General features: G+C 44.7%; 23 protein-coding genes and 1 pseudogene. 12 read left to right on the top strand and 12 right to left on the bottom strand.

What is annotated here, in order from left to right; translation table 11 throughout:
• The first annotated feature begins 2 nt into the window (after positions 1-2).
• Together EPL05_RS10645 and EPL05_RS10640 are read left to right on the top strand one after the other, a co-directional pair.
• Entirely contained in the window at positions 3-383 is a 381-nt protein-coding gene (locus EPL05_RS10645) for a hypothetical protein (RefSeq protein WP_128533945.1), read from the top strand.
• On the top strand, positions 380-985 hold the full coding sequence (locus EPL05_RS10640; protein WP_128533944.1) for an HAD family hydrolase: 606 nt from the start codon (positions 380-382) through the stop codon (positions 983-985). The genes EPL05_RS10645 and EPL05_RS10640 overlap by 4 nt, the downstream gene beginning before the upstream one ends.
• 183 nt (positions 986-1,168) lie before the next feature.
• Here the strand turns inward: EPL05_RS10640 and EPL05_RS10635 are convergent, their stop codons facing one another.
• Both EPL05_RS10635 and EPL05_RS10630 read right to left on the bottom strand, forming a co-directional pair.
• The gene (locus tag EPL05_RS10635) at positions 1,169-3,466 is read right to left on the bottom strand and encodes a TonB-dependent receptor (protein WP_128533943.1); all 2,298 of its coding nucleotides are present in this window, start codon (positions 3,464-3,466) and stop codon (positions 1,169-1,171) included.
• A 60-nt stretch (positions 3,467-3,526) separates the two neighbouring features.
• A complete protein-coding gene (locus EPL05_RS10630) occupies positions 3,527-3,859 on the bottom strand; it encodes a hypothetical protein (RefSeq protein ID WP_128533942.1) in 333 nt (110 codons plus the stop codon).
• A 139-nt stretch (positions 3,860-3,998) separates the two neighbouring features.
• On the opposite strand from EPL05_RS10630, the gene EPL05_RS10625 reads away from it, so the two are divergent.
• The 4 genes from EPL05_RS10625 (at position 3,999) to EPL05_RS10610 (ending at position 7,856) form a co-directional block, all read left to right on the top strand.
• Entirely contained in the window at positions 3,999-4,343 is a 345-nt protein-coding gene (locus EPL05_RS10625; protein WP_128533941.1) for a hypothetical protein, read from the top strand.
• Positions 4,344-4,481: 138 nt separating this feature from the next.
• The gene (locus tag EPL05_RS10620) at positions 4,482-5,192 is read left to right on the top strand and encodes a peptidylprolyl isomerase (RefSeq protein ID WP_128533940.1); all 711 of its coding nucleotides are present in this window, start codon (positions 4,482-4,484) and stop codon (positions 5,190-5,192) included.
• Positions 5,193-5,284: 92 nt separating this feature from the next.
• On the top strand, positions 5,285-6,052 hold the full coding sequence (locus tag EPL05_RS10615) for an exodeoxyribonuclease III (RefSeq protein ID WP_128533939.1): 768 nt from the start codon (positions 5,285-5,287) through the stop codon (positions 6,050-6,052).
• A gap of 238 nt (positions 6,053-6,290) precedes the next feature.
• Positions 6,291-7,856 (top strand): M1 family metallopeptidase, encoded by a 1,566-nt coding sequence (locus tag EPL05_RS10610; RefSeq protein WP_128533938.1) that lies wholly within the window; start codon positions 6,291-6,293, stop codon positions 7,854-7,856.
• On the opposite strand, the gene EPL05_RS10605 is transcribed toward EPL05_RS10610, so the two are convergent.
• The 8 genes and pseudogenes from EPL05_RS10605 to EPL05_RS10570 form a co-directional block, all read right to left on the bottom strand.
• Entirely contained in the window at positions 7,851-8,183 is a 333-nt protein-coding gene (locus tag EPL05_RS10605; protein WP_128533937.1) for a HepT-like ribonuclease domain-containing protein, read from the bottom strand. The genes EPL05_RS10610 and EPL05_RS10605 overlap by 6 nt on opposite strands.
• Positions 8,180-8,464: a nucleotidyltransferase family protein gene (locus tag EPL05_RS10600; RefSeq protein ID WP_128533936.1), complete on the bottom strand. Its 285-nt coding sequence runs from the start codon at positions 8,462-8,464 to the stop codon at positions 8,180-8,182. Before EPL05_RS10600 ends, EPL05_RS10605 begins: the two co-directional genes overlap by 4 nt.
• Before the next feature lie 89 nt (positions 8,465-8,553).
• Positions 8,554-8,733: pseudogene (locus tag EPL05_RS10595) on the bottom strand (elongation factor P); the annotation flags it as partial.
• Positions 8,734-8,823: 90 nt separating this feature from the next.
• The gene (locus tag EPL05_RS10590) at positions 8,824-9,441 is read right to left on the bottom strand and encodes an ABC transporter ATP-binding protein (RefSeq protein ID WP_128533935.1); all 618 of its coding nucleotides are present in this window, start codon (positions 9,439-9,441) and stop codon (positions 8,824-8,826) included.
• A 114-nt stretch (positions 9,442-9,555) separates the two neighbouring features.
• Complete coding sequence (gene lpxA / locus EPL05_RS10585; RefSeq protein WP_128533934.1) at positions 9,556-10,341, bottom strand: acyl-ACP--UDP-N-acetylglucosamine O-acyltransferase; 786 nt, start codon at positions 10,339-10,341, stop codon at positions 9,556-9,558.
• A gap of 4 nt (positions 10,342-10,345) precedes the next feature.
• On the bottom strand, positions 10,346-11,743 hold the full coding sequence (locus EPL05_RS10580) for a bifunctional UDP-3-O-[3-hydroxymyristoyl] N-acetylglucosamine deacetylase/3-hydroxyacyl-ACP dehydratase (protein WP_128533933.1): 1,398 nt from the start codon (positions 11,741-11,743) through the stop codon (positions 10,346-10,348).
• An 87-nt stretch (positions 11,744-11,830) separates the two neighbouring features.
• Positions 11,831-12,874: a UDP-3-O-(3-hydroxymyristoyl)glucosamine N-acyltransferase gene (gene lpxD, locus EPL05_RS10575; RefSeq protein WP_128533932.1), complete on the bottom strand. Its 1,044-nt coding sequence runs from the start codon at positions 12,872-12,874 to the stop codon at positions 11,831-11,833.
• A gap of 100 nt (positions 12,875-12,974) precedes the next feature.
• Complete coding sequence (locus EPL05_RS10570) at positions 12,975-14,201, bottom strand: HD domain-containing protein (protein ID WP_128533931.1); 1,227 nt, start codon at positions 14,199-14,201, stop codon at positions 12,975-12,977.
• 139 nt (positions 14,202-14,340) lie between these two features.
• Between EPL05_RS10570 and porX the strand changes: the two genes are divergently transcribed.
• Genes porX through EPL05_RS10555 form a run of 3 tightly spaced genes read left to right on the top strand, consistent with a single transcriptional unit; the run spans position 14,341 to position 17,610 of the window.
• The gene (gene porX, locus EPL05_RS10565; RefSeq protein WP_128533930.1) at positions 14,341-15,894 is read left to right on the top strand and encodes a T9SS response regulator signal transducer PorX; all 1,554 of its coding nucleotides are present in this window, start codon (positions 14,341-14,343) and stop codon (positions 15,892-15,894) included.
• Positions 15,895-15,915: 21 nt separating this feature from the next.
• Entirely contained in the window at positions 15,916-16,332 is a 417-nt protein-coding gene (gene tsaE, locus EPL05_RS10560; protein WP_128533929.1) for a tRNA (adenosine(37)-N6)-threonylcarbamoyltransferase complex ATPase subunit type 1 TsaE, read from the top strand.
• A gap of 51 nt (positions 16,333-16,383) precedes the next feature.
• The gene (locus EPL05_RS10555) at positions 16,384-17,610 is read left to right on the top strand and encodes an alanine dehydrogenase (protein WP_128533928.1); all 1,227 of its coding nucleotides are present in this window, start codon (positions 16,384-16,386) and stop codon (positions 17,608-17,610) included.
• On the opposite strand, the gene EPL05_RS10550 is transcribed toward EPL05_RS10555, so the two are convergent.
• Positions 17,611-18,222, bottom strand: coding sequence for a SixA phosphatase family protein (locus tag EPL05_RS10550; protein ID WP_128533927.1), 612 nt, complete (start codon positions 18,220-18,222; stop codon positions 17,611-17,613). It lies immediately after the preceding gene.
• A 48-nt stretch (positions 18,223-18,270) separates the two neighbouring features.
• On the opposite strand from EPL05_RS10550, the gene EPL05_RS10545 reads away from it, so the two are divergent.
• From EPL05_RS10545 to EPL05_RS10535, 3 genes are all read left to right on the top strand, one after another.
• Positions 18,271-19,269 (top strand): YihY/virulence factor BrkB family protein, encoded by a 999-nt coding sequence (locus EPL05_RS10545; protein ID WP_128533926.1) that lies wholly within the window; start codon positions 18,271-18,273, stop codon positions 19,267-19,269.
• A 75-nt stretch (positions 19,270-19,344) separates the two neighbouring features.
• The gene (locus tag EPL05_RS10540; RefSeq protein ID WP_128533925.1) at positions 19,345-20,634 is read left to right on the top strand and encodes a PDZ domain-containing protein; all 1,290 of its coding nucleotides are present in this window, start codon (positions 19,345-19,347) and stop codon (positions 20,632-20,634) included.
• Between the two features lie 94 nt (positions 20,635-20,728).
• Complete coding sequence (locus EPL05_RS10535; protein WP_128533924.1) at positions 20,729-23,332, top strand: zinc-dependent metalloprotease; 2,604 nt, start codon at positions 20,729-20,731, stop codon at positions 23,330-23,332.
• Between the two features lie 101 nt (positions 23,333-23,433).
• Here the strand turns inward: EPL05_RS10535 and EPL05_RS10530 are convergent, their stop codons facing one another.
• Positions 23,434-23,706, bottom strand: a complete 273-nt coding sequence (locus tag EPL05_RS10530; RefSeq protein WP_128533923.1) for a hypothetical protein — start codon at positions 23,704-23,706, stop codon at positions 23,434-23,436.
• Positions 23,707-23,805 lie beyond the last annotated feature (99 nt).

Below are 23,805 nucleotides of genomic sequence, written 5' to 3'. Positions count from 1 at the left end.
GCATGAGTATCATCAGGTGGGCTTTTATCTTTTGTGTTGTTGCCATATTGGGTATTGCAGGTTGTAAAAACAAGCGCCCTTTTGATAGGCGCGCATGGAACGATGGCGACGGCATCGACTTCCCTAAAAGGTATATGATGGTAGATGACCTGCTGGCTACACATAAATTAAAGGGGCTTACCTACAAACAGGTTATATTGCTGCTGAGATACCCCCAACGCAACAGCCATACCGACAGAAGTTTTTATTACGACATCACCCTTAAAATGAGCGGCATTGATACTGCTTATTTTAAAGGGTTATTGTTTAAGTTGAATGCTGATTCGGTGGTAACCGATGTGCAGATTTTTGAAAAGACAGCGAAAAAGAAAGAGAAAAAGTGATAAACACCATCATATTCGACCTTGGGGCAGTACTTATAGACTGGAACCCCGATTACATGTACCGCACCGTTTTTGCCGACGAGCAACAAATGCGCGATTTCCTGACTAACGTAACCACTTCTGACTGGAACGAAGAACAGGATGCCGGTCGTACGTTACAAGAAGGGACAGAATTGCTTGTGGCAAAACACCCGCATCACGAAGAAAACATCCGCGCCTTTTATGGCAGATGGATAGAGATGCTTGGCGATGCCTTTGAGGGAACCGTGGAGATATTTAAAGAATTGAAAGAAAGCGGAAAATATAGGATCTACGCCTTAACTAACTGGTCGGCAGAGACCTTTCCGTTGGCGCAGCAAAAGTTTGAATTTTTGAATTGGTTTGATGGCATCGTAGTATCGGGTGCGGAAAAAATGCGCAAACCGGCTCCTGAGTTTTACCAGATCTTGCTCGACAGGTATAACGTTAACCCGCAAGAATCTCTCTTTATTGATGATAATTACCGCAACATTCTCGCGGCAGAAAAAATGGGGATAAATTGCATCCACTTTACGTCTTCAGAAAAACTGAGGGAAGAGCTGGTAGCCAAAGGAATTGTCTGAATCAGAATTCGCAGAATTTTAGAATGAACAGAATTTACCATCGAAGTATGGTTTTTCAGATTGAGTCACCCATGTAGCTCCCGTTCTGAAAATTCTTTAATCCTGTAAATTCTGATTTCGACAAACAGCGAAGCCCTGCAGGATATCCCGCAGGGCTTTTGCTTATTTTAATTGTTGTTTTGGCTATTTGTTGGTACCGAATGGCAGATAGAAACCAAAGGTGATATTACGCCCGGGGTTGTACACTCCAAAGGTGGGGTCTTCCTGGCTGTAACGACCCGGCCTTAAGCGGCTAAGAGCATCGTAGTAGCGTTTATTGGTGAGGTTATTTCCAGACACGTACACTTTAAGGGCCTGAGCACCAATTTTAAACGTAGCGCCAATCCCCGCGTTCAGCAAAGTATAGGCGTCCGCCGGCGTTTCAAAGGTGGCATCAACCCTGGTTTGTTTAAAGAAGTTATCAATCCCGGCCGACAGATAAAAATCCCTGATGCCTTTTACCTTAGGTTCAAAACGCAAAGTATTGTGCAGTACCCCGGCCGGTATCAACGGCAAGGGCCTGTCGAACGATCTGTTTTGCGCGCGGGTGTAGCTAAATGTATTTTCAAAATGCAGGAACGATACAGGGTGCAGTGTTAAGTTACCCTCAAAGCCGTATAGGCTTGCATTCACTTGCCCATAACGGTAAGCGTCGTAACCGCGCGGCAGGCCGGTGGCCTCGTCGGTAACGATGATCTGCTCATTGTTGGTGTTTGATGCGTAAATGTAATTGTGGATATAGTTCTCGTAAATACCAAAACTACCGGTAACAAAACCCGAACCATACTCCAACGTTGCATCAGCCTGGTAGCTGCGTTCCGGTGCCAGTTCGCCGTTACCAATTTCATAGCGGCTGGTTCCTTCGTGCACACCGTTAGAGCCTAACTCCGCAGGGTTTGGCGCGCGGAAAGCTGTACCGGCGTTGGCTTTAAAGTTCAGTGCATCGCTAAAGGCATGAGTATAGCCTATAGCGCCGCTCAGGTTACTAAATTTATTATCAAATCCGCTAAAAACCTGCGTGCCATCAACATTTTGCTGTTTACCCTTATTTTGGATATAATCAATCCGTAAACCTGCACTAAAAGTGTTTTGGTCCCAGGTTTTTTTTACGTAACCAAATGCCCCGGTGCTATATTCGTCATAAGCAGGCACCAGTAATTCAACGCCTTTATTAACGCTATGCCCAAGGCTTGCGCTAAAGCCTATAACGGGGTGCCAACCGTTAACTTCGTGCGTATAATATTTTGCATCGAGCGAGTAGGTGTTCAAGTCGAAAAACAAAGATGGTACCGGGCTGTCTGCTAATTCGCGGCGCTGGTTTTTCTGGAAACCAATGTCGAGTTTCAGCGAACTGCCGCCCATGATAAAGTTATTGTTGAAGGCTAACTTATAGTGGCGGATATCCTGTTTCGGGTAATCCAGCGTACGGCTGGTTGAGTTGCTGTACAAGTTATCGCCGGGTTCGGCATCAAAAAAGCCGATGTTGCTTTTAAAGTACGAGAAATTTAAATGCGAGTAACCCCATGATTTATTAACGCCAAGCATGCCGTTAAAATCCGTTTGGTTAAACCCGCTGTTGGCATAATAACCGGCGGGCGTATTAAAAGAATGTGCGTTTTGGTAGCTTCCGCGGCCACGCCATACAAAGCCGCTTTCGTTACCTGTCAGCATCAGCGAGGTATTAATAAGGCCGCTATTAGTAGAGTAGTTGCTTAATATCTCGCCTTTAATGTTTCCTTCGGGCGGGCTTGGCGGGTCTATCACATTAATGACGCCACCCAAGGCGTCCGAGCCGTACATCAGTGATGCGGCACCGCGTAAAACCTCTACGCGCTCGGCCTGAAATTGGTCTATCTCAATACCGTGTTCGTCGCCAAATTGCTGGCCTTGTTGTTTAACACCATCGCTAAGGGTAACCACGCGGTTATAGCTTAGGCCGCGGATAACCGGCTTGGAAATTCCCTGTCCGGTAGATATTTGCCCTAAGCCAGGCACCTGCCTTGCCAGTGCATCTATCAAATTGGTTGATGCTCCCTGCAGCTGCTCTTTGCTCACCACGCTGGCCGATGTGCTATTGTTTTTACTGCTTGATGTAATGGGCGTGCCTGTGATAACCACTTCGCGGGCCTCTACCACGCTGGTTTCCATAGCGAATACCAGTGCTGTTGCGGAATAAAAATCTACCACCCGGGTAATGGTTTTGTAGCTGAGGTATTGCACCTGCATCACGTACTTGCCGGTAGCCGGTACCGACCGGAAAGTAAACTCGCCGTTGGCGTTGGTAGCCACAGAAACGTGCAGATCTGGGATGCTTACTACGGCACCTATGAGTGTTTCGTTTGTTTTGGCATCTATAACTTTACCCTTAATAATATTAACATCGGCGAAGGCCGTAATTTGTATAAACAGGAACAGGAAACAACTAATGAGTTTTAGTTTCATAATAAATAAATAAAATCCGTGAAAATGCCACATCAGGCGGCGTTATTTAAGAATGGCTTATTATGAAGCGATAGGAGGAGCACGCCCGGCAGCTAAAATGAGGGCTATGCTGGTAAAATCATACGGAGATGATTTAAAGGAGTGTTTTGTAATAATCAAGGGAGTATGAACTTCAACACTGGCAGAAAGGTCCATTGCATTGTGGTGCATACTATCGCAGATCTCGCATTTCTCTTTTACAATAGTATGCGAAGAACTCTTACAATCGTGATTTGCCGATGAATGAAGGTTTTTTACCTGGTTGTGCTGGTGGGCATATACCATATACTGCCCCGTAACAAAGCAAAGCAGCAATGCCCAGGAATAGATAATATGGTAAGTGCTTTTTTTCACAGCGATTTGTAAGCTTTTAGCAACGTTTGCGCAAAGCTAATTAATAATATGCCAACGCGATGTTTGGTTCGTAACAATATTGTTAATAGCACCTAATCATTACATTTTTAAACAAGCCGGCGTACGTATATTTGCCCGTATGAAACCTGCTGAGATCAATTTAAAATTTACTGCATTACAGGATCGCATAGCCGCCGACTTTGATAACGAAAAGCCCGACATTAAAGTACTTTTGTTTTTAATTGGCGTACAGGAACTGGGGCAGGGGCCGCGTAAATTCAACAAAAGGCAAAAGGAGGAGCTGATGCATATTGCTAACTGCAAGCTGTTTAGCCAAATGGGGTTTTACGAACTGGAAGGCCAGGACCAGGACGGCTGGCCGCATTGGAAACTGGTGAAAACCATTCCCAATTACGCAATATTAGAGCAGGAGATGCTTATAAAATCGCTGATAATTACTTATTTCGAGGAAAACGGATATTAGTTTAGAAAGGTTGTAAAAGTTGGAAGGGTTAGAGAGGTTGGGAGATTAATTTTTACGTTATATCTTTAACAATCATTTTAATTTTCAACAATTACAACTTCTTCAACTTTTATAACATTTCCAACCTTTCCAACTAACATGAAGAAACTCTTTACCCTTACTTTACTCCTTCTTACGGTAAGCATTGCCTTTGCCAAACCGCCAAAGAACCAATACGTGCGTATCCGTACCAGCTATGGGGATTGCATTATTCGCCTGTATAACGAAACGCCGCTGCATCGCGATAATTTTATAAAGCTCGCCAAAAAAGGCTTTTATAACGGTACCTTGTTTCACAGGGCGATACAGAATTTCATGATCCAGGGTGGCGACCCGGATTCGCGCGATACCAGCAAAGCCAAACCAGGTGCCGAATTGGGTAATGGCGATGTAAAGTATACTATTCCCGCCGAATTTAGGGACAGCCTTTTCCACAAACGAGGAGTGTTGGCCGCCGCGCGGGATGATAACCCTAAAAAGGCCTCGAGCGGTTGCCAGTTTTACATTGTAGAGGGCAAGCGTTTTACTCCGGGCCGTTTAGATACACTGGAGATGACCCGCCTCAAAGGCCGGAAGATTCCAGCCTGGCAGCGCGATATTTATACTACCGTTGGCGGAGTGCCTCACCTCGACCAAAACTACACCGTTTACGGCGAGGTAGTAACCGGCCTTGATATGGTTGACCGCATTGCCGCCGTTAAAAAAGATGCACACGACCGCCCAACCACCAATGTGAATATGGTAGTGGTGTTGCTGAGTAAACGCGAGTGTAAGCAGTTGGATAAATTACTTAGCCCCCCAGCCCCCTGAAGAGGGAGCTTTTGATTAGTATTGGGGATTTAAATATAATTGATAAAACACATTAAAAGAAATTCCCTTTAGGGGGTTAGGGGGCCACGGGCATGAAAATAATCACTTACAACGTTAACGGCATTCGTTCTGCCATCAATAAAAATTGGCTGGCTTGGCTTCAGGCTACCGATGCCGATGTGGTTTGTTTACAAGAGATTAAAGCCACACCCGATGTTATCGCCGATCTGGGACTAATAGATGATTTGGGCTACCAACATTTTTGGTTCCCTGCGGAGAAAAAAGGGTATAGTGGTACGGCTATTTTCAGCAAGATATTACCAAACCATGTGGAATACGGTTGCGGCATTCCCGATTTTGACAGGGAAGGCCGTTGCATCCGGGTAGATTTTGATGAGGTATCAGTAATGAGCGCGTACTTCCCGTCCGGCTCCAGCGGCGATGAACGGCAGATCTTTAAATACCGTTTCCTGGATGAGTTTGGCAAATACCTCACCTTATTGAAAGTAGAACACCCAAAACTGGTTATCTGCGGCGATTACAACATTTGCCACCGCGCCATCGATATTCATAACCCAAAATCAAACGCCAACTCATCCGGCTTTTTGCCCGAGGAGCGCGAATGGATGGAAAACTTTATCGAATCGGGCTTTGTAGATACCTTCAGGCATGTAAACAAGGAGCCGCACAACTACACCTGGTGGAGCTTCCGTTCCGGCGCACGCGGCAAGAATTTGGGCTGGCGGATTGATTACGCCATGGCGAGTAAAGAATTGGAAGGCAATATTAAACGCGCCGCCATATTGCCCGAAGCCAAACATTCTGACCATTGCCCGGTATTGCTGGAGTTGGAGTTTTAATGCGTTTTCGCTTGGCGCGAAATAGCTGTTTGGATGAAAAAGTTTACAAAAGTTAACACATTTTCAAAGTGTTAACTTTTAATGTGTTGGTAATCAATTGGTTGATATTTTACAGGGTTAACATAAAAGGCGCCTTTTTTACCAGATCAAATCCGTTGCTACGACATAGGCCGGGACTAACGCCTCTTTAAAAAGCCTAAATTTTAAGACGAATCGTATATTTGAAAAAGCTCCAGCCATGCGTAACTATTGCCTTTCTTTTCTTTGTTTAATCATTACCCATTTTGCGCAGGCTCAACAGCCTGGCGCTGCCATCGATGTACAGCATTATAAATTTGCACTGCAATTAAATGATGCGGATAACAACATCATAGGCAATGCAACCGTAACGCTTAAATTCTTAAAATCGGCAAATGCGTTTAGCCTTGATCTGGTTAAAAAGAACGCAAAAGGCAAGGGGATGACGGTATCATCGGTAACGGAACTTGGCAAGCTATTACAGTTTACTCAGGATAGCAATTCTGTAAAGATCAATACAAGAGCTACGACCGGTAGCCTGCATAGCTATACCATCAAGTACAGCGGCGTCCCCGCGGATGGGCTCATCATCTCTACCAATAACTACAAGCACCGCACTTTTTTTGGCGACAACTGGCCCAACCGTGCGCAAAACTGGTTGCCATGTGCAGATCATCCTGCTGATAAGGCAACCGTGGAATTTATTGTTACCGCGCCAACGCACTACAACGTAGTCGCCAACGGATCGAAGGTTAAAGAACAAGATCTACCCGGCAAATTAAAGCTTACCCATTGGAGCGAGAAGGCATCCATCTCTACCAAGGTGATGGTGATAGGCGTTGCCGATTTTGTGATTGATCATACCGGCGATGTTAACGGTATCCCGGTTTATACCTACGTATTCCCGGAGGATAAGGAAACCGGTTTTAAGAGCTATGCCGTAGCTAAAGAAATACTTCCTTTCTTCATTAAGAATGTGGGCCCGTATTCCTACGAAAAGCTGGCCAATGTACAATCAAAAACCATATTTGGCGGCATGGAGAATGCCAGTTGCATCTTCTATTTCGAGGAATCGGTTAAAAGCCCAACCATTGAGGAGTTGATGGCACACGAAATAGCTCACCAATGGTTCGGCGATGCGGCGAGCGAAAAAACATGGCCAAACCTGTGGCTAAGCGAGGGCTTTGCCACCTACATGACCAACCTTTATATAGAAAGCAAATACGGTCCGGAAAAGCTTAAAAAGCGGTTACTTGCAGATACCGCAACGATATTCGCATTAGAAAAAACACATTTTGCGCCAGTTGTTGATACCACCATAAACGGCGACTATATGAAGCTGCTTAATGCCAACAGCTACCAAAAGGGTGGCTGGGTGCTGCACATGCTGCGCCGTAAACTGGGCGACGAACTGTTTTGGAAAGGTATACGAAGCTATTACGCCCAATACAAGGACAAAAACGCCAATACTAACGATCTATGCACCGTTATGGAAAGAGCCGGCGGCATGGACTTAAAACAATTTTTTAAACAATGGCTGTATACTGCGGGGCATCCTGTGTTAATGATTGAGAAAACGTTTGATAAAGCATCAAAAACGATAACCTTGAACATAACACAAAAGCAGGAAGCGCTTTATGAATTCCCCTTAGAATTTACCATTGACGGACGAGCCGGAATAATCCGGGTAACTGAAAGGGAAATGACTATGAAATTTTCCGCCAGTTCGGGCAACCTGGTTTTCGACCCGAATGTGAATCTGCTGGCGACGTTTGAGGGATTATAGCTTGATCTTACTCAACTGATCTTTTAAAATCGGCAAGTCGGATTTGACTGTGGTGTATATTGTTGATGCCGATACGCCAAAATATTCGTGAATTAACTTATTCCGCATCGCCTTCATCAATCGCCATTGCACATTGGGGTTAGCCGTTTTTACAGCCTCTGATATTTTTGTTGCTGCTTCACCTATAATTTCAAACCGACGGATAACTGCGTCCTGCATCATCATATCGGTAATGAAATCAAACTCTGTTTTCTCGGTAATATAGTTGTCGATAATTGTTATTGATTCGAGAATGTCTTCTATGTAAACACTATCAGACCGGCTCATAAAATAGTAATAGCCGATTGAAGCACTTCATTCCGGATTGATGATTTGATAGCACCATACTCCACCAAATCGACTTTTCGATTTACTATTTGAGAGATTTCCTCCTCCAGAGAGAGTAGCTTGAACATGGTAAATGTGGAGTCGCCTTCAATTAATAAGTCGATATCGCTGTTTGAACTGTGATTTCCTTTAGCAATTGACCCAAAAATTGCAGCGCGTTTAATGAGATAGCGCCTTAGCACAGGTAGAATAAGAAGCTTATATTTATCTATTTCCTGCATAATCAAAAGTAATACAATAACATCAAACAAAAAAGCCCCCTATCGGAGGCTTAGATAATATTCTGCTCCCTCCTCCCGGGGTCGGGGGCTTACGCCTTTACTCTCTCCACATAAGCGCCTGTGGTGGTATCAACCTTTACTTTATCGCCAATGTTAATAAACAAAGGAACGCGGATCTCGGCACCGGTTTCAACGGTTGCCTTTTTTTGCGCGCCGGTTGACGTATCGCCTTTTACAGCCGGTTCGGTGTAGCTAATTTCCAATTCCAACAATTGAGAGTCAAAATTAATATCTGTAGGGAAAGAAGCAAATAGTTGGCCTTGGGATTAATTGTAGAAGCTCGATACTTCGCTTCTTAATTATTTATAATCCGCAATACTCAACCGATTTTTACAAAAGCTGTATTCATGCTCCTGGTTACTACAGATGATGGTTAAGCGGTTGGCGCTGTATCGTTCTACAAGGCTAAGATACCAGTCGATGCCCTGGCTATCCAGGTTGGAAGTGGGTTCATCCAGCATCAGCATGGGCGTATCCGAACAAAAAGCCAGCGCGAGTTTCAAACGCTGTTTCATACCCGAAGAAAAATATTTGATCAGTTTATTGGGGCTGCCAGGCAGGCTTAACAGATCTACTACAGATTGCCTGTTGAGCCCCGTTTTATAGCTTTTAAATTTGAAATGAAAATCGATGATCTCATTAAGGCTGAATTCTTCTATCAGCTCCAAATAGGGCGCGGCAAGGCTCAGGTAAGTAAACGCATCTTCCGCCTCTACCGATTTGTCTTCGTAAGAATAAGCGAGCACGCCGGCGGATGGTGCCAAACTGCCATTCAAAACCTGCAGCAGGGTTGATTTCCCCGAACCATTGGAGCCTAATATGGCGTAGCTTTCTTTGTTCTCAAAAGTATAGTCCACCCCCTTGAAGATCCATTCACGGTTAAAGCGGCGGCCTATGTTTTGGAGGGTGATTTTCATATTCTGAATCAGGATTTTCAGGATTAGAGAATTTTCAGAATTTAGGCAACGGGTGAATTGCTAAATGAACAAATCATTCTGTTCATTATAAAATTCTGTACATTCTGATTCGGACTATATACTTCCAAAACCTTTCATGATGCCGCGCTGCGAATTCTGCACAAAGTTGATTATCTCGTCGCGCTCCACGGTTGGGTTAAACTCTGCCTCGATGATATCCAAAGCTTTGGTGATATTGTATTTTTTGAGAAAGATAATGCGGTAGATTTCCTGGATCTCGTTGATGGTAGTTGCCGAATATCCCCTGCGGCGTAAGCCTACCGAGTTGATGCCGATATAAGAAAGTGGCTCGCGGCCGGCTTTAGTAAATGGTGGTACATCTTTACGTACCAACGAACCACCGGAGATCATGCTGTGCGCGCCTATCTCAACAAACTGATGGACGGCAGAAGTTCCGCCGATGAAAGCATAGTCGTAAACGTTAATGTGCCCGGCCAGTTGAACAGCGTTAGCAATGATCACATTATCACCAATAACGCAATCGTGCGCAACGTGTACGTAAGCCATCAGCAGGCAATTACTGCCAATGGTGGTGGTATTTTTATCAAGCGCCGTACCGCGGTTAAGGGTTACGCATTCGCGGATAACCGTGTTATCGCCAACGGTAACAGTACTTGGCTCGCCCTTATATTTCAGATCCTGTGGTGGTGCAGATACAACGGCACCCGGGAAAATACGGCAATTTTTACCGATGCGGGCACCATCCATAATAACCGAGTTGGAACCCACCCAGGTGCCCTCGCCAATTTCCACATCCTTATGGATGGTAACAAAGGGCTCTATAACCACGTTATCGGCAATTTTGGCCTGGGGGTGTATGTACGCTAAAGGCTGTATCATGCTTCTATTTATATTTTACTATTTGTGCCATTAGCTCGGCCTCTACCACAATTTTTTCTCCAACCATACCTATACCCTTCATCTGCGCAATACCGCGCCGGATAGGGGCAATCAGGTCGCAACGGAATATTAACGTATCACCGGGCAATACCTTATCTTTAAACCTTGCATTTTCTATTTTCAGGAATAACGTCAGCCAGTTTTCGGGGTCGGGTACGGTGTTCAACACCAAAATACCACCGGTTTGCGCCATTGCTTCTATCTGCAAAACACCCGGCATTACGGGGGCGCCGGGGAAGTGGCCGATAAAGAAAGGCTCGTTCATGGTTACGGCCTTTAAACCTACCACGTGCGTTTTTGATAGTTCTAATATTTTATCTATCAGCAGCATTGGCGGGCGATGCGGCAGAATGTTCATGATCTGTACCGTATCGTACACCGGTTTCATGTTAGGGTCGTAAACCTTTACATGTTTGCGGCTGCGTTCTTTTTTGATAAGCGTTTTTATCTTTTTGGCAAAAGCAACGTTTGCCGCGTGACCCGGCCTTGCCGCCATAATGTGCCCTTTAAGCGGAACACCAACTAAAGCCAAATCGCCTATCATATCCAGCAGCTTGTGGCGTGCCGGCTCGTTTTGGTGGCGAAGCTCAATATTGTTTAAGATTCCCTGTGGGGCTACGCTGATATCTTTACGATTGAACAGTTTGGCAAGGTGAGCAAGCTCTTCTTCATCCACTTCCTTATCAACCACAACGATGGCATTGTTCAGGTCGCCGCCTTTGATCAGGTCGTGCTGTAGCAGGGCCTCTAACTCATGCAGAAAGCAAAAAGTACGGCTTGACGCGATCTCCTTTTTAAACTCGGCAATGGTAGATATGGTAGCGTGTTGGCTGCCCAGTACCTGTGAGTTATAATCAACCATACAGGTAAACCGGTAATCGGTATCCAAAGGCATAGCCACCATCTCTACCTTGCGGTCGGGCTCGGTGTAGTGGATATTGTAAGGGATGTGGTAATACTCGCGGTCGGCATCCTGTTCGGTAAAGCCAATAGCCTCTATGGCATCAATAAATTGGATCGAACTCCCGTCCATTATTGGCATCTCGGGACCACTAATATCTATTAGTACGTTATCTATCTCCAAACCAACCATCGCGGCAAGTACGTGCTCCACAGTACTAACACTTGCGCCGTTTTGGGTAAGCGTGGTACCGCGAGATGTATCGGTTACGTTATCGCAATCAGCCTCTATAATAGGCTGGCCGGGAAGATCCACCCGGCGGAATTTATAACCGTGTTTCTCCGGTGCCGGGTTAAACGTAAGGGTAACAAATTCGCCGGTGTGCAGGCCTGTACCCGAAACCGAAACGGGTTCTTTAATAGTTCTTTGTTTTACATTCATATTAGTGGTTCATTGGCTCATTGGCTCATTGGTTCATTGGTGGAACTTCATCAGCCTTAACGGCTAACGAACCAACGAACGAGTGGACTAATGAACGTCTTTCCTTAATTCAGTGATTATCTTTTCTAATTCTAATACTCTCTTTTCTAATTCGGGCAAGCGGCTTACCACCACATTCGACCGCATATTGCTGCCATACGGCAAAGCCGGTGAGCCGGCCCATTTTTTTCCCTCTTCGGTAATTGGGCGGCTAACGCCTGATTGCGCCTGCACCTGCGTACCCCTTGCTATGTTGATGTGCCCCACAATACCCACCTGGCCACCAAGCATCACATTATTCTCCAGCTTGGTGCTCCCCGCTATGCCTGCCTGGGCGGCAATAACCGTATTTTCCCCAATCTCTACGTTGTGGGCTATCTGCACCAAGTTATCAAGCTTGGTGCCTTTATGTATTATGGTAGAGCCCATTGTTGCTCTATCTATGGTGGTATTGGAGCCTATCTCCACGCCGTCCTCAATAATAACATTGCCTATCTGCGGTATTTTGCTGTAGGTGCCATCCGGCTTAGGCGCAAAGCCAAAGCCATCGCTGCCAACTACGGCACCTGAGTGGATAATAACATTATTACCTACAACACAATCAAAATAAACAGTAACACCAGGGAACAAGGTAACATTATCGCCAAGGGTAACGTTATCTGCAATGTAGCAATTAGGATATACTTTACAGTTACTCCCCATTTTTACATCCTGGCTGATGTAAGAGAAAGCGCCAACATAAACATTTTCTCCTATCTGGGCCGAGGGATGAATAAAAGATGGCTGCTCGATGCCTGCTTTATGCAGTTTTAAGGTGTTGTATTGTTCCAGCAAAAGGGTAAAAGCACTGTAAGCATTCTCTACCCGTATCAGCGAAGCGCTTACCGGGCCGCTTAATTGCTGATCGTTATTAACAATAACAATGGATGCTTTTGTAGTGTACAAATACTGCTCATACTTAGGGTTAGCTAAAAATGATAACGAACCGTTTTGTGCCTCCTCTATCTTAGAAAGCTGACTAACGGCCGCAAGCGGGTCGCCTTCAACAGTTCCGTTTAGCATAAAGGCTATGTCCTTAGCGGTAAATTGCATCCTGCAAATTTAGGTTTATTTTATGTTTTCTATAGTGCTGCAAATAGTCCTTTTAAATTGAGGTAAAGACAATGTTAAATCTGCGATCATTTCTACCTGATTATACCAGCGCTTTGCTGTAGCAAAGTATATATTTTTTCACTGTTTTTGTAAGGGCCTCCAGGTTACTGTTATCGCTTGCCAATGCAATATCCGTTGTCGCGCCATTCTTCATCAGTATATGAATATTGCCATCGCCTTTGTTATAAGCGTTGTTACGTATCGCATCAGTAAATACAAAGTACGATGCTTCTTCCTCGCTAATATTATATAACTCAGCCGCCCTGCGCCTTAGATCTGCAATAAAATCTTCGTACGGCCTTTCGGCGGTGATATCCACATGGAATAATTTCCGCTCTATCAGGTTGTTACAAAGGGTAGACAGAACAAAATCCTCGCTGTCTGCCCAAATCTTTACAGCCGCCATCACATCGGTATCATCCAGCTTGGCAAAAACATCAAGGTGATGCGGCTGGCTTTTAAAATCTTCTTTAGAAATTACCTTCTCCAAAAAATGGTTCAATGCCGGGGTAATGTTGAATTTATGCCCTTTTAATGCCAGCTCGCGGCTGCGGTTAAAAATCTTGCATAGCAGTTGTTCGCCGGCTATTACGGTTTTGTGCAGGTACACCTGCCAGTACATTAGCCTGCGGGCTATCAGGAATTTTTCTATCGAATAAATGCCTTTTTCTTCTACCGTAACACTATCATCCTTCACGCTCAGCATTTTTATAATGCGGTCGGAGCTGATAACGCCTTCGGATACACCGGTGAAAAAGCTATCACGATTAAGGTAGTCCATCCTATCCATATCCAACTGGCTGGATACCAGTTGATGAAGGAACTTTTTGGGATAGGTGCCTTTAAATATCTCTATAGCTAATGAAAGCTGCCCGTTGAATTGTTCGTTCAGTTTATCCATTAATAAAATGGAGATGTCTTCGTGGTCAATCCCTTCTATAATGGTATGTTCCAATGCGTGTGAGAACGGGCCATGCCCAATATCGTGCAACAAGATGGCAATGAGTAACCCTTCCTTTTCTTCGGCACTAATGGTGCAGCCTTTATTGCAAAGTGTTTCCATAGCGGTACCCATTAAATGCATTGCGCCGATAGCATGATGGAAACGGGTATGCAAAGCGCCGGGGTATACCAAATGGGTCATTCCCAATTGTTTAATATACCTTAGCCGCTGAAAGTAGGGATGTTCGATAAGGTCGAACACCAGCTCGGATGGTATGCTGATAAACCCGTAAACCGGGTCGTTGATGATCTTCTTTTTATTCAAAGCAACTATATAGAATGCAAAAGTGTTGAATTATGACAAAACAAGCACCATGCTATTGTTAATATATGTTAAACCTTTGTATAATTTTACAACAAATTATACTACCCCGGGGTTATAGAAGGGTACAAATAAATTTATTATGCAAGATACCTCCATATTATGGGCCGACGACGAGATTGACTTGTTGAAACCGCACATAATGTTCTTAACAGAAAAAGGCTACAAGGTTACCACCGTAACCAATGGCCACGATGCATTAGACGAATTCAAAAAACAATACTTCGATCTTGTTTTCCTCGATGAAAATATGCCCGGCTTAACCGGCCTGGAAACCTTACAGCAAATAAAAAACATCCGCAGCGATGTGCCTATTGTTCTGATAACCAAGAACGAGGAAGAATACTTGATGGAAGATGCCATCGGCTCTAAGATAGACGACTACCTTATAAAGCCTGTACACCCCAAGCAGATACAGCTTACTATTAAAAAACTTACCGAGAACAAGCGCCTGGTAACCGAGAAAACTACCATGGCCTATCAGATGGATTTCCGCACACTGGGGATGACGCTGAACGATAACCTCAGTTTCCAGGAATGGGTAGACGTTTACAAAAAACTCATCTATTGGGAACTGGAACTGGAAACCCTGGAAGACGCCGGCATGCACGAGATCCTCACCCTGCAAAAGGCCGAAGCCAACGTACAGTTTTGCAAGTTTGTAGAGCGCAATTATCTCGATTGGGTTAAAAACCCAGATACCGCGCCAACATCATCGCCGCAATTATTTAAAAAGAAGGTGTTCCCTAAGCTGGATGGCAACGGGCCGGTTTTCTTTATATTGATAGATAATTTACGCTACGATCAGTTTAAGATCATCAACCCTATTATATCCGAGTACTTCCGCTTGGAGGAGGAGGACACCTATTTCAGTATCCTGCCAACAGCAACACAGTACGCGCGCAACGCCATCTTCTCGGGCTTAATGCCTTTGGATATGGAAAAACGCTACCCGCAAATGTGGCAGAATGACGAGGATGAGGGCGGCAAGAATTTATATGAAGCCGATTTTATTGCCGATCAGCTAAAGCGTTCCTTGCGCAAAGAGATCAAACACTCTTACCACAAAATATTAAACATTGATGAAGGCCGCGCGCTAAATGAATCTGTAAACAACCTGATGCAGAACGACCTGAACGTGGTGGTTTACAACTTTGTGGATATGCTGAGCCACGCCCGTACTGATATGCAGATGATCCGCGAGCTGGCAAGCGACGATGCAGCTTACCGTTCGCTAACCCTGTCGTGGTTTGAGCACTCGCCCTTATTCGACCTTTTGAAGTTTTTGGCTTCAAAACAAGTAAGGGTGATCATCACAACAGATCACGGTACCATCAAAGTAAAAAACCCAAGCAAGATCATCGGCGACCGCAACACCAATACCAACCTGCGTTACAAGCAAGGTAAAAACCTTAATTACAATGCCAAGGAAGTGTTCCACATCCGTAACCCACATGATGCTATGCTGCCCAAGCTACACGTAAGCAGTAGCTTTGTTTTTGCCAAAGGCGACAGCTATTTTGTGTACCCAAACAATTACAATCACTTTGTGAATTTTTATAACGAAACCTTCCAGCACGGCGGGATCTCGTTAGAAGAAATGATCATCCCGATAGTAACTTACGGGCCGAAGTAGGAAACAGACCACTAACTCACCATGGATATCCACATCAAAACACTTGAAGAATTAGCAGGTGCTGCACCAGACATATTACAATACGCCGGCAGCAATAAAATATTTTTGTTCTACGGTGATATGGGCGCGGGTAAAACCACCCTCATTAAATCTCTTTGTGCCGCGCTTGGCGTAACAGACGAGGTTACCAGCCCCACATTCTCAATAGTAAACGAGTATGCGGGAACCGATAGTCCCGTTTATCACTTCGATTTTTACCGGTTGAAAGAGCAGGGCGAGGCCTTGGATATGGGCTACGAGGAGTATTTCTTTTCGGATAATTATTGCTTTATAGAGTGGCCAGAAAAAATTGCCGGGCTGATCCCCGATCAATACACCGGCATCCGCATAGTGGTTTCAGAAGAGGGTGTACGCCAAATAACTGTGGAAAACATTTGATGCTTAAACCCGTTGTTTTTCTTATCTTCAACATCCCGAAAATAAGAAAAAATGAGTTCAGGAAAATATAGTGGGTTTTCTGATGTCGCCCGCCAGGCGATGATGCAGCCCCAGGAGTCGATGCTGGAGGTTAAAAGCAAGAAAAATAAACTTTATATCGGTATCCCCAAAGAGGTTTCCTTCCAGGAAAACCGTATTCCGCTTACGCCATTATCTGTTGCCTTGCTGGTAAATAACGGGCACGATGTGCTTTTAGAAAGCAATGCCGGCCAAGCCGCCAATTTCTCTGATAATAATTACAGCGAACAAGGCGCACAAATAGTGTACGATACCAAGCGCGTTTACGAGGCCGATATCATTATTAAAATTGCGCCACCTACCATGGAAGAGATAGCCATGATGAAACCGGGGCAATTATTAATATCCGCTTTACAGGTATCTACCTTAAAAGCCGAATGCCTGCAGGCGCTGATGGCAAAAAAAATAACTGCCATTTGCTTCGAAAACATTGAGGATGAAGGTGGCACCCTAACCGTGGTGCGCGCCATGAGCGAAATTGTTGGCGCTACATCCATTCTTATCGCGGCAGAATATCTGAGTAATATTTTTGGTGGTAAAGGGTTAATGCTTGGTGGTATAACCGGCGTACCGCCAACCGAAATTGTGATACTTGGCGCAGGCACGGTTGGCGAATATGCCGCCCGTACAGCCATCTCCTTGGGCGCCGAGGTCAAAGTGTTCGACCCATCTATCTACAAACTGCGCCGCCTGCAAAACAACATTGGCAGCCGCGTATTTACCTCAGTTATACAATCTATTGTTTTGGAGAAAGCTATTACCACCTGCGATGTGGCCATTGGTGCCATGCGTGCCGATGATGGCCGCAGTCCCTGCCTGGTATCTGAGACAACGGTAAGCAAAATGAAACCAAATTCGGTAATTATAGATGTGAGCATCGACCAGGGCGGCTGCTTTGAAACCTCCGAAGTGACCAACCACACCCACCCGGTGTTCAGAAAATACGACGTTATACATTATTGTGTGCCAAACATTGCATCGCGGGTAGCGCGTACCGCTACTTATGCGCTCACTAATATTTTTGCGCCGATATTATTGGATATTGGCGAACATGGCGGCCTAAAGAACGTGATCTGGAAAAGATCGGGCATCCGCAACGCGGTTTACATTTACCAGGGGCACCTTACCAACAAACACATGGGCGAGCGTTTTGGCATCCCTTGTAAAGATCTCGACCTGTTAGTTGTATCCAATCACTAATTAATAGTGGGCAGCGGGGCTTACAAATTGCTGTGCCGGGCGGTTGTCTTCTTTGTATTTTTGAGGCAGGTCTGATTTATGATGAAGGGAACCGTAGTAGGAAATTTCCAGCTCGCGCTCACCAGAATCTTTTATGGTTACCTTAAATATCATGTCGAAATCGTCCTCGTCGAGGGCCTCAAAGGGCATTTCGGCACCAAAGGCACCTAATAAGGGCATTAACGTTGTAGAATGGCCAATGATGAGCACATTGCTGCCATTAAAGCTTTTGAGGATACCGGCTGCAAAAGTTTTAAGGCTATCGCCATACACCTGGGGTACAATCCTGGCCTGGGCAGCAAGGGGGCGTGCGGTTTCGCTGGTACGTTTGTATTTGGTAATGTATATAGCCTTTATTTTTTCGCGCTTTAAAAATTTGGCTAAGGCTTCGGCGCGCTTTTGCCCGTCTAAAGAAAGATTGGGATCATCGGCGGTTTTTACAGTTGCCGGTTCTTTTTCGCCATGCCTTACAAGCCAAATAGTTGTTTTTTGTGCAAAGGCATTATAATTGCTAAGGAACAAACAAACAAAGAGTACTTTTAATATTTTAGATTGTAGCAATACGTTTTTCATAGCGTGCTTAATAGGTTTACAAGTAAAGGTATTTACAAATATATTGATATGCGGTTTTTTGATAAAGAATATTTAAAGCACCTATGGAAGGTTTTGATGACAACCTTCAGCAGCTTTGGCAGCGATAATGGTTTAAAACTAAGCGCTTCACTGGCCTATTATACGGTGTTTTCCATCGCGCCGTTGCTTATTTTAGTAATATCATTGGCCAGCCTGGTTTTTGGCCACGATGCTGCTACCCACCGCCTTTATCCTCAAATTGCACACTACGTAGGTAAATCCGCCGGCCATCAGATAGAGGAAATGCTGAAGAATCTGGAGCTAAGCGGCAAAACAGGTACAGCTGTAGTAATAGCCGTAGTAACATTGCTCGTAGGCGCAAGCAGCATCTTTTTAGAGATCCAGGATTCGCTTAATATGATATGGCGAGTGAAGGCAAAGCCCAAAAAAGGCTGGGTAAAAATGCTACAGAATAGGTTCCTGTCTTTTTCGCTCATTATAAGCCTCGGCTTTTTGCTAATGGCCTCTCTATTGGTGGGTATATTAATGGATGCTTTGAAAGAACGCATCGCCGATTTTCTCCCTATAATTACCGGCAATTTGCTAAAGGTTGTAAACCTTGGTATTACGCTATTAGTTATTTCAACACTGTTTGGTATTATTTTTAAATTCTTGCCCGATGTAAAAATCAAATGGAAGGATGTGCGTTCGGGAGCAATCTTTACCGCCATTTTATTTATTCTTGGGCAGTATTTAATTGGTCTTTATATTCAATATACCTCACAAGGCTCCACGTCTACCTATGGGGCTGCAGGCTCGCTCATCGTAGTTTTGGTGTGGATTTACTACACGGCGGCCATTCTTTACATCGGTGCCGAGTTTACACAGGTTTATGCTGAAGCCATTGGCAGCCGTATTGAGCCCGCCGAATACGCAGTACACGTACAGCAAACCGAAGTAGAACGTACCGTTGCACAACTCCCGGCGCAGAACCCGGAAATAAAAGGTAACCTTAAATGCGACGACAAGCCCGCTAAAAAAAAGTAGGATACTCTTATTAAGCCCTTGATTTACATTGGCACAGCAGCATAGTTCACATTGCTTTCCCATTTGTAAACAGGTGTGTTTACATTAATAAATAATGGTGTACATTTAGCTACCAATTTTATCCGTTTGTTAGCAGCTGTGCATATATTTAAAATAAGGGCTTTCTGGCTTACCGCTATACTATGCTGCCTGTATTTATCCTCCTCGGCACAGTATTTCGCGGTGGATAGTAACCGTAAAAATGTTAACATCCCGTTCCGCCTTATCCGCAATATGGTGGTTATTAAAATGCAGATCAACAACAAAGGCCCATTTAATTTTGTGCTGGATACGGGTGTAGGGCTCATGATCATGACCGACCCAACCATGGTCGACTCAATAAACCTATCACAAAAGCGCACCATCAAAATAACAGGGCTTGGCGAGGATGGGGATTATGAGGCTTTTGTAACCTCTCCGCTAAAGCTGGAAATACCCGGACTTTACAGTATCGGGGTGTCATCGGCTATCTTAAAAAAGGATTACTTTAACCTATCCAGCTATGTAGGGGTGCCTATACACGGCTTAATAGGCTGGGATTTTTTTAACAACCTGGCTGTAAAGATCAACTTCTCTGATAGCACAATGACCGTTTGCCGCCCCAAGGACCTCAAAGGGACAAAAAAAAGCCAGAAAATACCCATCACCATTGAGGATAAAAAACCTTACCTGGAAACCCTGGTAACTTTCCCTGACGGACGCAAAGCGATAAATAAGCTGGTGATAGATCTTGGTGCCGGGCACCCGCTATCGCTGGAAAACCTTCAAAAAACCAATGGGCTGCCCAAATCATACATCAGGGCAAATCTCGGCGTGGCTTTAAACGGCCCCATCAGTGGTTTTATAAGCCGGATAAATGAACTTGAACTGGGCAAATACAAGGTAAAAAACGTTATCACCTCCTTCCCGGATGTTGCTACAGAAGCCCGCACCTATTCAGTTCCGCGCGATGGGAATTTAGGTATCGGGATCCTGAAAAAGTTCAACGTTATATTCGATTACAGTAACAACGCCCTATATCTTAAGCCGAACCTAACCTATGATGAACCTTTTGAACATGATATGAGCGGCATAGAATACTACTCGGCCGGCGAAAATCTCGACCACTTGATCGTAAGCCGCGTAGAGCAAAATTCCCCCGCAGATGAGATTGGTTTACAACGAAACGACGAGATCGTCTCTATCAATTTTAAGCCTGTATCTAAAATGAGCATAGAAGAGGTAGACAATCTATTAAAATCAAGAACCGACAGGAGTTTGTTACTGGAAGTATATCACGACAAGCTGTATGATCGTGTAATATTAACCCTTCGCCGCCGTATTTAATGCCAATTGTAACAAACCCATGGGCATTAGAAATTTTATATAATATTCCATATTTTTAGCTTTTGCTTTTTACTAATTAATTTAACAATTAACCATGAATAAATCTTTACGGGTAGGCGCCAGCCTGCGCGTAGCAATTATCACCCTTGCCGTTGCAGCAAGCTCGTGCGCTACAAAAAAAGAAACCGCATCTACGGTAACCCTTAAAACAACTACTACGCCAGGCGGAACAACTGCCACTACAGCAACGGTAGGCCCGGCCAAAAAAGAAGGGATCAAAAAATTCAGTGATCTGATTGGAAAAGTTAAAGCCGATAGCGGCTTGTTCCCCACCTACAAGGTTGACGGGAAGTATTACTTCGAGATCCCGGATAGCTTGCTAAACCGCGAGATGCTGGTGGTTACCCGCTTTGTAAAAACACCAACCGGCTTAAAATCTTTTGGCCAGCAGTATGGCGGCGAAGAGGTTAACGACCAGGTTTGGAAATGGGAGCGCCACGATAAGCAGGTGTTCATTCGCGTGCCAAGCTACTCGGTACGTGCGGATAGTACCAGCGATATGTATCGCTCTGTTAAAAACTCTAACCTCGATGCGGTACTGGCCTCTTTCGATATTAAAGCCTACAATAAAGATACTACCGGCGTATTGGTAGATGTTACCGATATGTATAATGGCGATGTAGCGGCTATCAGCCTGCCCGATAATGTGAAGAAAGCTTACAAAGTTACCGCGATAGATAACACCCGGTCGTATATAGATACTATCAAAAGCTTTCCGATAAATGTAGAGGTACGTACGCTGAAAACCTTCCGCGCTGCTGAGTCACCAACCGACAATACCAACGCTGCTTTAACTTTCGAGCTGAACACATCGATGATGCTGTTGCCAAAAACGCCCATGAAAGCTCGTTTGATGGATCCGCGTGTTGGTTACTTTGGCCAAAGCCAAACAGATTATGGTACCGATGCACAAAAAGCGGAGGCTACCTCTTACATCCATCGCTGGAGACTGGAGCCTAAAGACGAGGCTGCTTACGGCCGCGGCGAATTGGTAGAGCCAAAAAAACAAATTGTTTACTACATAGACCCTGCTACACCCAAAAAATGGGTGCCATACCTCATAGCAGGTATTAACGATTGGAATAAAGCATTCGAGGCCGCGGGCTTTAAAAACGCTATTGTGGGTAAAGTTGCCCCAACCGCCAAAGAAGACCCCGAATTTAGTACCGAAGATGCCCGTTACAGCGTATTGCGTTACTTCGCATCAGATGTACAGAACGCCTATGGCCCGCACATCTCCGACCCACGCAGCGGCGAGATACTGGAAAGCCATGTAGGCTGGTACCACAACGTAATGAGTTTATTGCGCAATTGGTACTTTATCCAAACTGCCGCCACAAACCCCAACGTGCGCAACGCACAATTTACCGATACGCAAATGGGCGAACTGATCCGTTTTGTATCATCGCATGAAATTGGCCACACACTGGGCCTGCCGCATAACTTTGGTTCCAGCTATGCCTACAAGGTAGATTCTTTGCGTTCTAAAACATTTACTGCTACACACGGCACCGCTCCGTCTATAATGGATTATGCCCGTTTTAACTACATTGCCCAACCTGGCGACGGCGTAACCCGCTTTTACCCGCAAATTGGCGAATACGACCTTTGGGCTGTAAAATGGGGTTATAGCTACTTTAACGGCAACAAAACACCTAAGCAGGAAAAAGAAGCGCTTGATGCCTGGACAACAGCAAAAGCAGGCAACCCGCTTTATTATTATGGCCGCCAGGGCACTTCTATAGATCCGCGCCTGCAAAACGAGGATCTGGGTGATAACGCCATGAAAGCAAGCACTTACGGCATTGCCAACCTGAAAAGGATATTACCGAATATTGAGAAATGGACCTTCCAGAAAGGCGAAGAGTACGATGACGTACAAACCCTTTACAACGAAGTTATTGGCCAGTTCAACCGCTATATTGGACACGTTACCATGAACATTGGCGGCATGAACGAGAATTTTAAAACATACGATCAAACGGGCCCCGTTTATGGCTTTGTAAATAAAAGTTTGCAGCACGATGCTGTTGTGTTTTTAAACCAGCAGCTTTTTAAAACACCAACCTGGTTGATCAATACACCCGAGCTAAGCAAGTTTGATAACGGCGTAGTTCTTGGCCGTATCAAAGCCTTACAGGTAAACGCGCTTGCAAACGTATTAAACCCATCGCGCCTGGCCCGTATGTTTGATAACGAAGCAAAAAGCGGCGCATTGGCTTACAGCGTAAGCGATCTGCTTACCGATTTACGAGGCGGTGTATTCCCTGCCGGTAAACCAGACCAGTTTCAACGCAATTTACAGCGCGGTTATATCGAAAACTTAAAAATGTTCCTGAATACGGATGCCAGCCAGACTCTCCCGGGCGCTACCAGCGTGCAGTTAGCAAATTTTGGCCTTACACCTATCAACATCGCTTTATCTGATATCAGGCCGATGGTGCGTGCCGAGCTTACCAAAATAAGCACCACCCTGCCAAAAGGCGGCGATGCGCTAACCACAGCGCATTATGCAGACCTGCGCTTGCGTATAAAAGAAGCATTGAATCCAACAAAACCGGTTATTAACGTTATTGGCGGCACAGTAGCTGGCCGTTTAGCCGAGCAGGAGCAACAGGAAACAGAAATAAATTACTAATAGACGTACTGGCTTAACCGGTAAAAGAACTAAAAATTAAGCCCCTGCTATTTTAGCGGGGGTTTTATTTTTAGTTAAGAATATAAATAGCGGGGTAATAATTATTTGAGCTGGCTGATGTTTTCAAAAAAGGCGGTCTGCAAGTCGAGCAGCGACTTTACACTCATCTTTTCACCATACATATCAAAACATAGAAATTTCACTTTCGACAGATCGCCCCCTTTTGATTTTTCGTAAAAATTAAAGGTCTCGAAAAAGTAATGATTGGTGGTTACTTTGTTCTTAAAATTAGTTTGTGATGCATTGAGACTGAACCCAATAGCATCCATCCACGTATGCACTTTTGCGTGGAGCGACTTTCTGATATTATCCATAGGTTAAAGATTTGTAGTGTTTAACGAAAACGATTAAGCAAAGGTTTTATTCTTTTTTAGGCCTGTTTTTTAACAATCGTTAACAATATATGGGCAAAA

Origin of the sequence: Mucilaginibacter gilvus (assembly GCF_004054195.1) — a bacterium.
Lineage (GTDB): Bacteria > Bacteroidota > Bacteroidia > Sphingobacteriales > Sphingobacteriaceae > Mucilaginibacter > Mucilaginibacter gilvus.
This window is presented reverse-complemented; position numbering and strand designations above follow the sequence as displayed.

Excerpts from the sequence above, each read along its gene's own strand:
- EPL05_RS10645 (WP_128533945.1), top strand. The coding sequence starts at position 3 with ATGAGTATCATCAGGTGGGCTTTTATCTTTTGTGTTGTTGCCATATTG.
- EPL05_RS10635 (WP_128533943.1), bottom strand. The coding sequence starts at position 3,466 with ATGAAACTAAAACTCATTAGTTGTTTCCTGTTCCTGTTTATACAAATT.
- EPL05_RS10625 (WP_128533941.1), top strand. The coding sequence starts at position 3,999 with ATGAAACCTGCTGAGATCAATTTAAAATTTACTGCATTACAGGATCGC.
- EPL05_RS10620 (WP_128533940.1), top strand. The coding sequence starts at position 4,482 with ATGAAGAAACTCTTTACCCTTACTTTACTCCTTCTTACGGTAAGCATT.
- EPL05_RS10615 (WP_128533939.1), top strand. The coding sequence starts at position 5,285 with ATGAAAATAATCACTTACAACGTTAACGGCATTCGTTCTGCCATCAAT.
- EPL05_RS10610 (WP_128533938.1), top strand. The coding sequence starts at position 6,291 with ATGCGTAACTATTGCCTTTCTTTTCTTTGTTTAATCATTACCCATTTT.
- EPL05_RS10605 (WP_128533937.1), bottom strand. The coding sequence starts at position 8,183 with ATGAGCCGGTCTGATAGTGTTTACATAGAAGACATTCTCGAATCAATA.
- EPL05_RS10600 (WP_128533936.1), bottom strand. The coding sequence starts at position 8,464 with ATGCAGGAAATAGATAAATATAAGCTTCTTATTCTACCTGTGCTAAGG.
- EPL05_RS10590 (WP_128533935.1), bottom strand. The coding sequence starts at position 9,441 with ATGAAAATCACCCTCCAAAACATAGGCCGCCGCTTTAACCGTGAATGG.
- lpxA (WP_128533934.1), bottom strand. The coding sequence starts at position 10,341 with ATGATACAGCCTTTAGCGTACATACACCCCCAGGCCAAAATTGCCGAT.
- EPL05_RS10580 (WP_128533933.1), bottom strand. The coding sequence starts at position 11,743 with ATGAATGTAAAACAAAGAACTATTAAAGAACCCGTTTCGGTTTCGGGT.
- lpxD (WP_128533932.1), bottom strand. The coding sequence starts at position 12,874 with ATGCAATTTACCGCTAAGGACATAGCCTTTATGCTAAACGGAACTGTT.
- porX (WP_128533930.1), top strand. The coding sequence starts at position 14,341 with ATGCAAGATACCTCCATATTATGGGCCGACGACGAGATTGACTTGTTG.
- tsaE (WP_128533929.1), top strand. The coding sequence starts at position 15,916 with ATGGATATCCACATCAAAACACTTGAAGAATTAGCAGGTGCTGCACCA.
- EPL05_RS10555 (WP_128533928.1), top strand. The coding sequence starts at position 16,384 with ATGAGTTCAGGAAAATATAGTGGGTTTTCTGATGTCGCCCGCCAGGCG.
- EPL05_RS10550 (WP_128533927.1), bottom strand. The coding sequence starts at position 18,222 with ATGAAAAACGTATTGCTACAATCTAAAATATTAAAAGTACTCTTTGTT.
- EPL05_RS10545 (WP_128533926.1), top strand. The coding sequence starts at position 18,271 with ATGCGGTTTTTTGATAAAGAATATTTAAAGCACCTATGGAAGGTTTTG.
- EPL05_RS10535 (WP_128533924.1), top strand. The coding sequence starts at position 20,729 with ATGAATAAATCTTTACGGGTAGGCGCCAGCCTGCGCGTAGCAATTATC.
- EPL05_RS10530 (WP_128533923.1), bottom strand. The coding sequence starts at position 23,706 with ATGGATAATATCAGAAAGTCGCTCCACGCAAAAGTGCATACGTGGATG.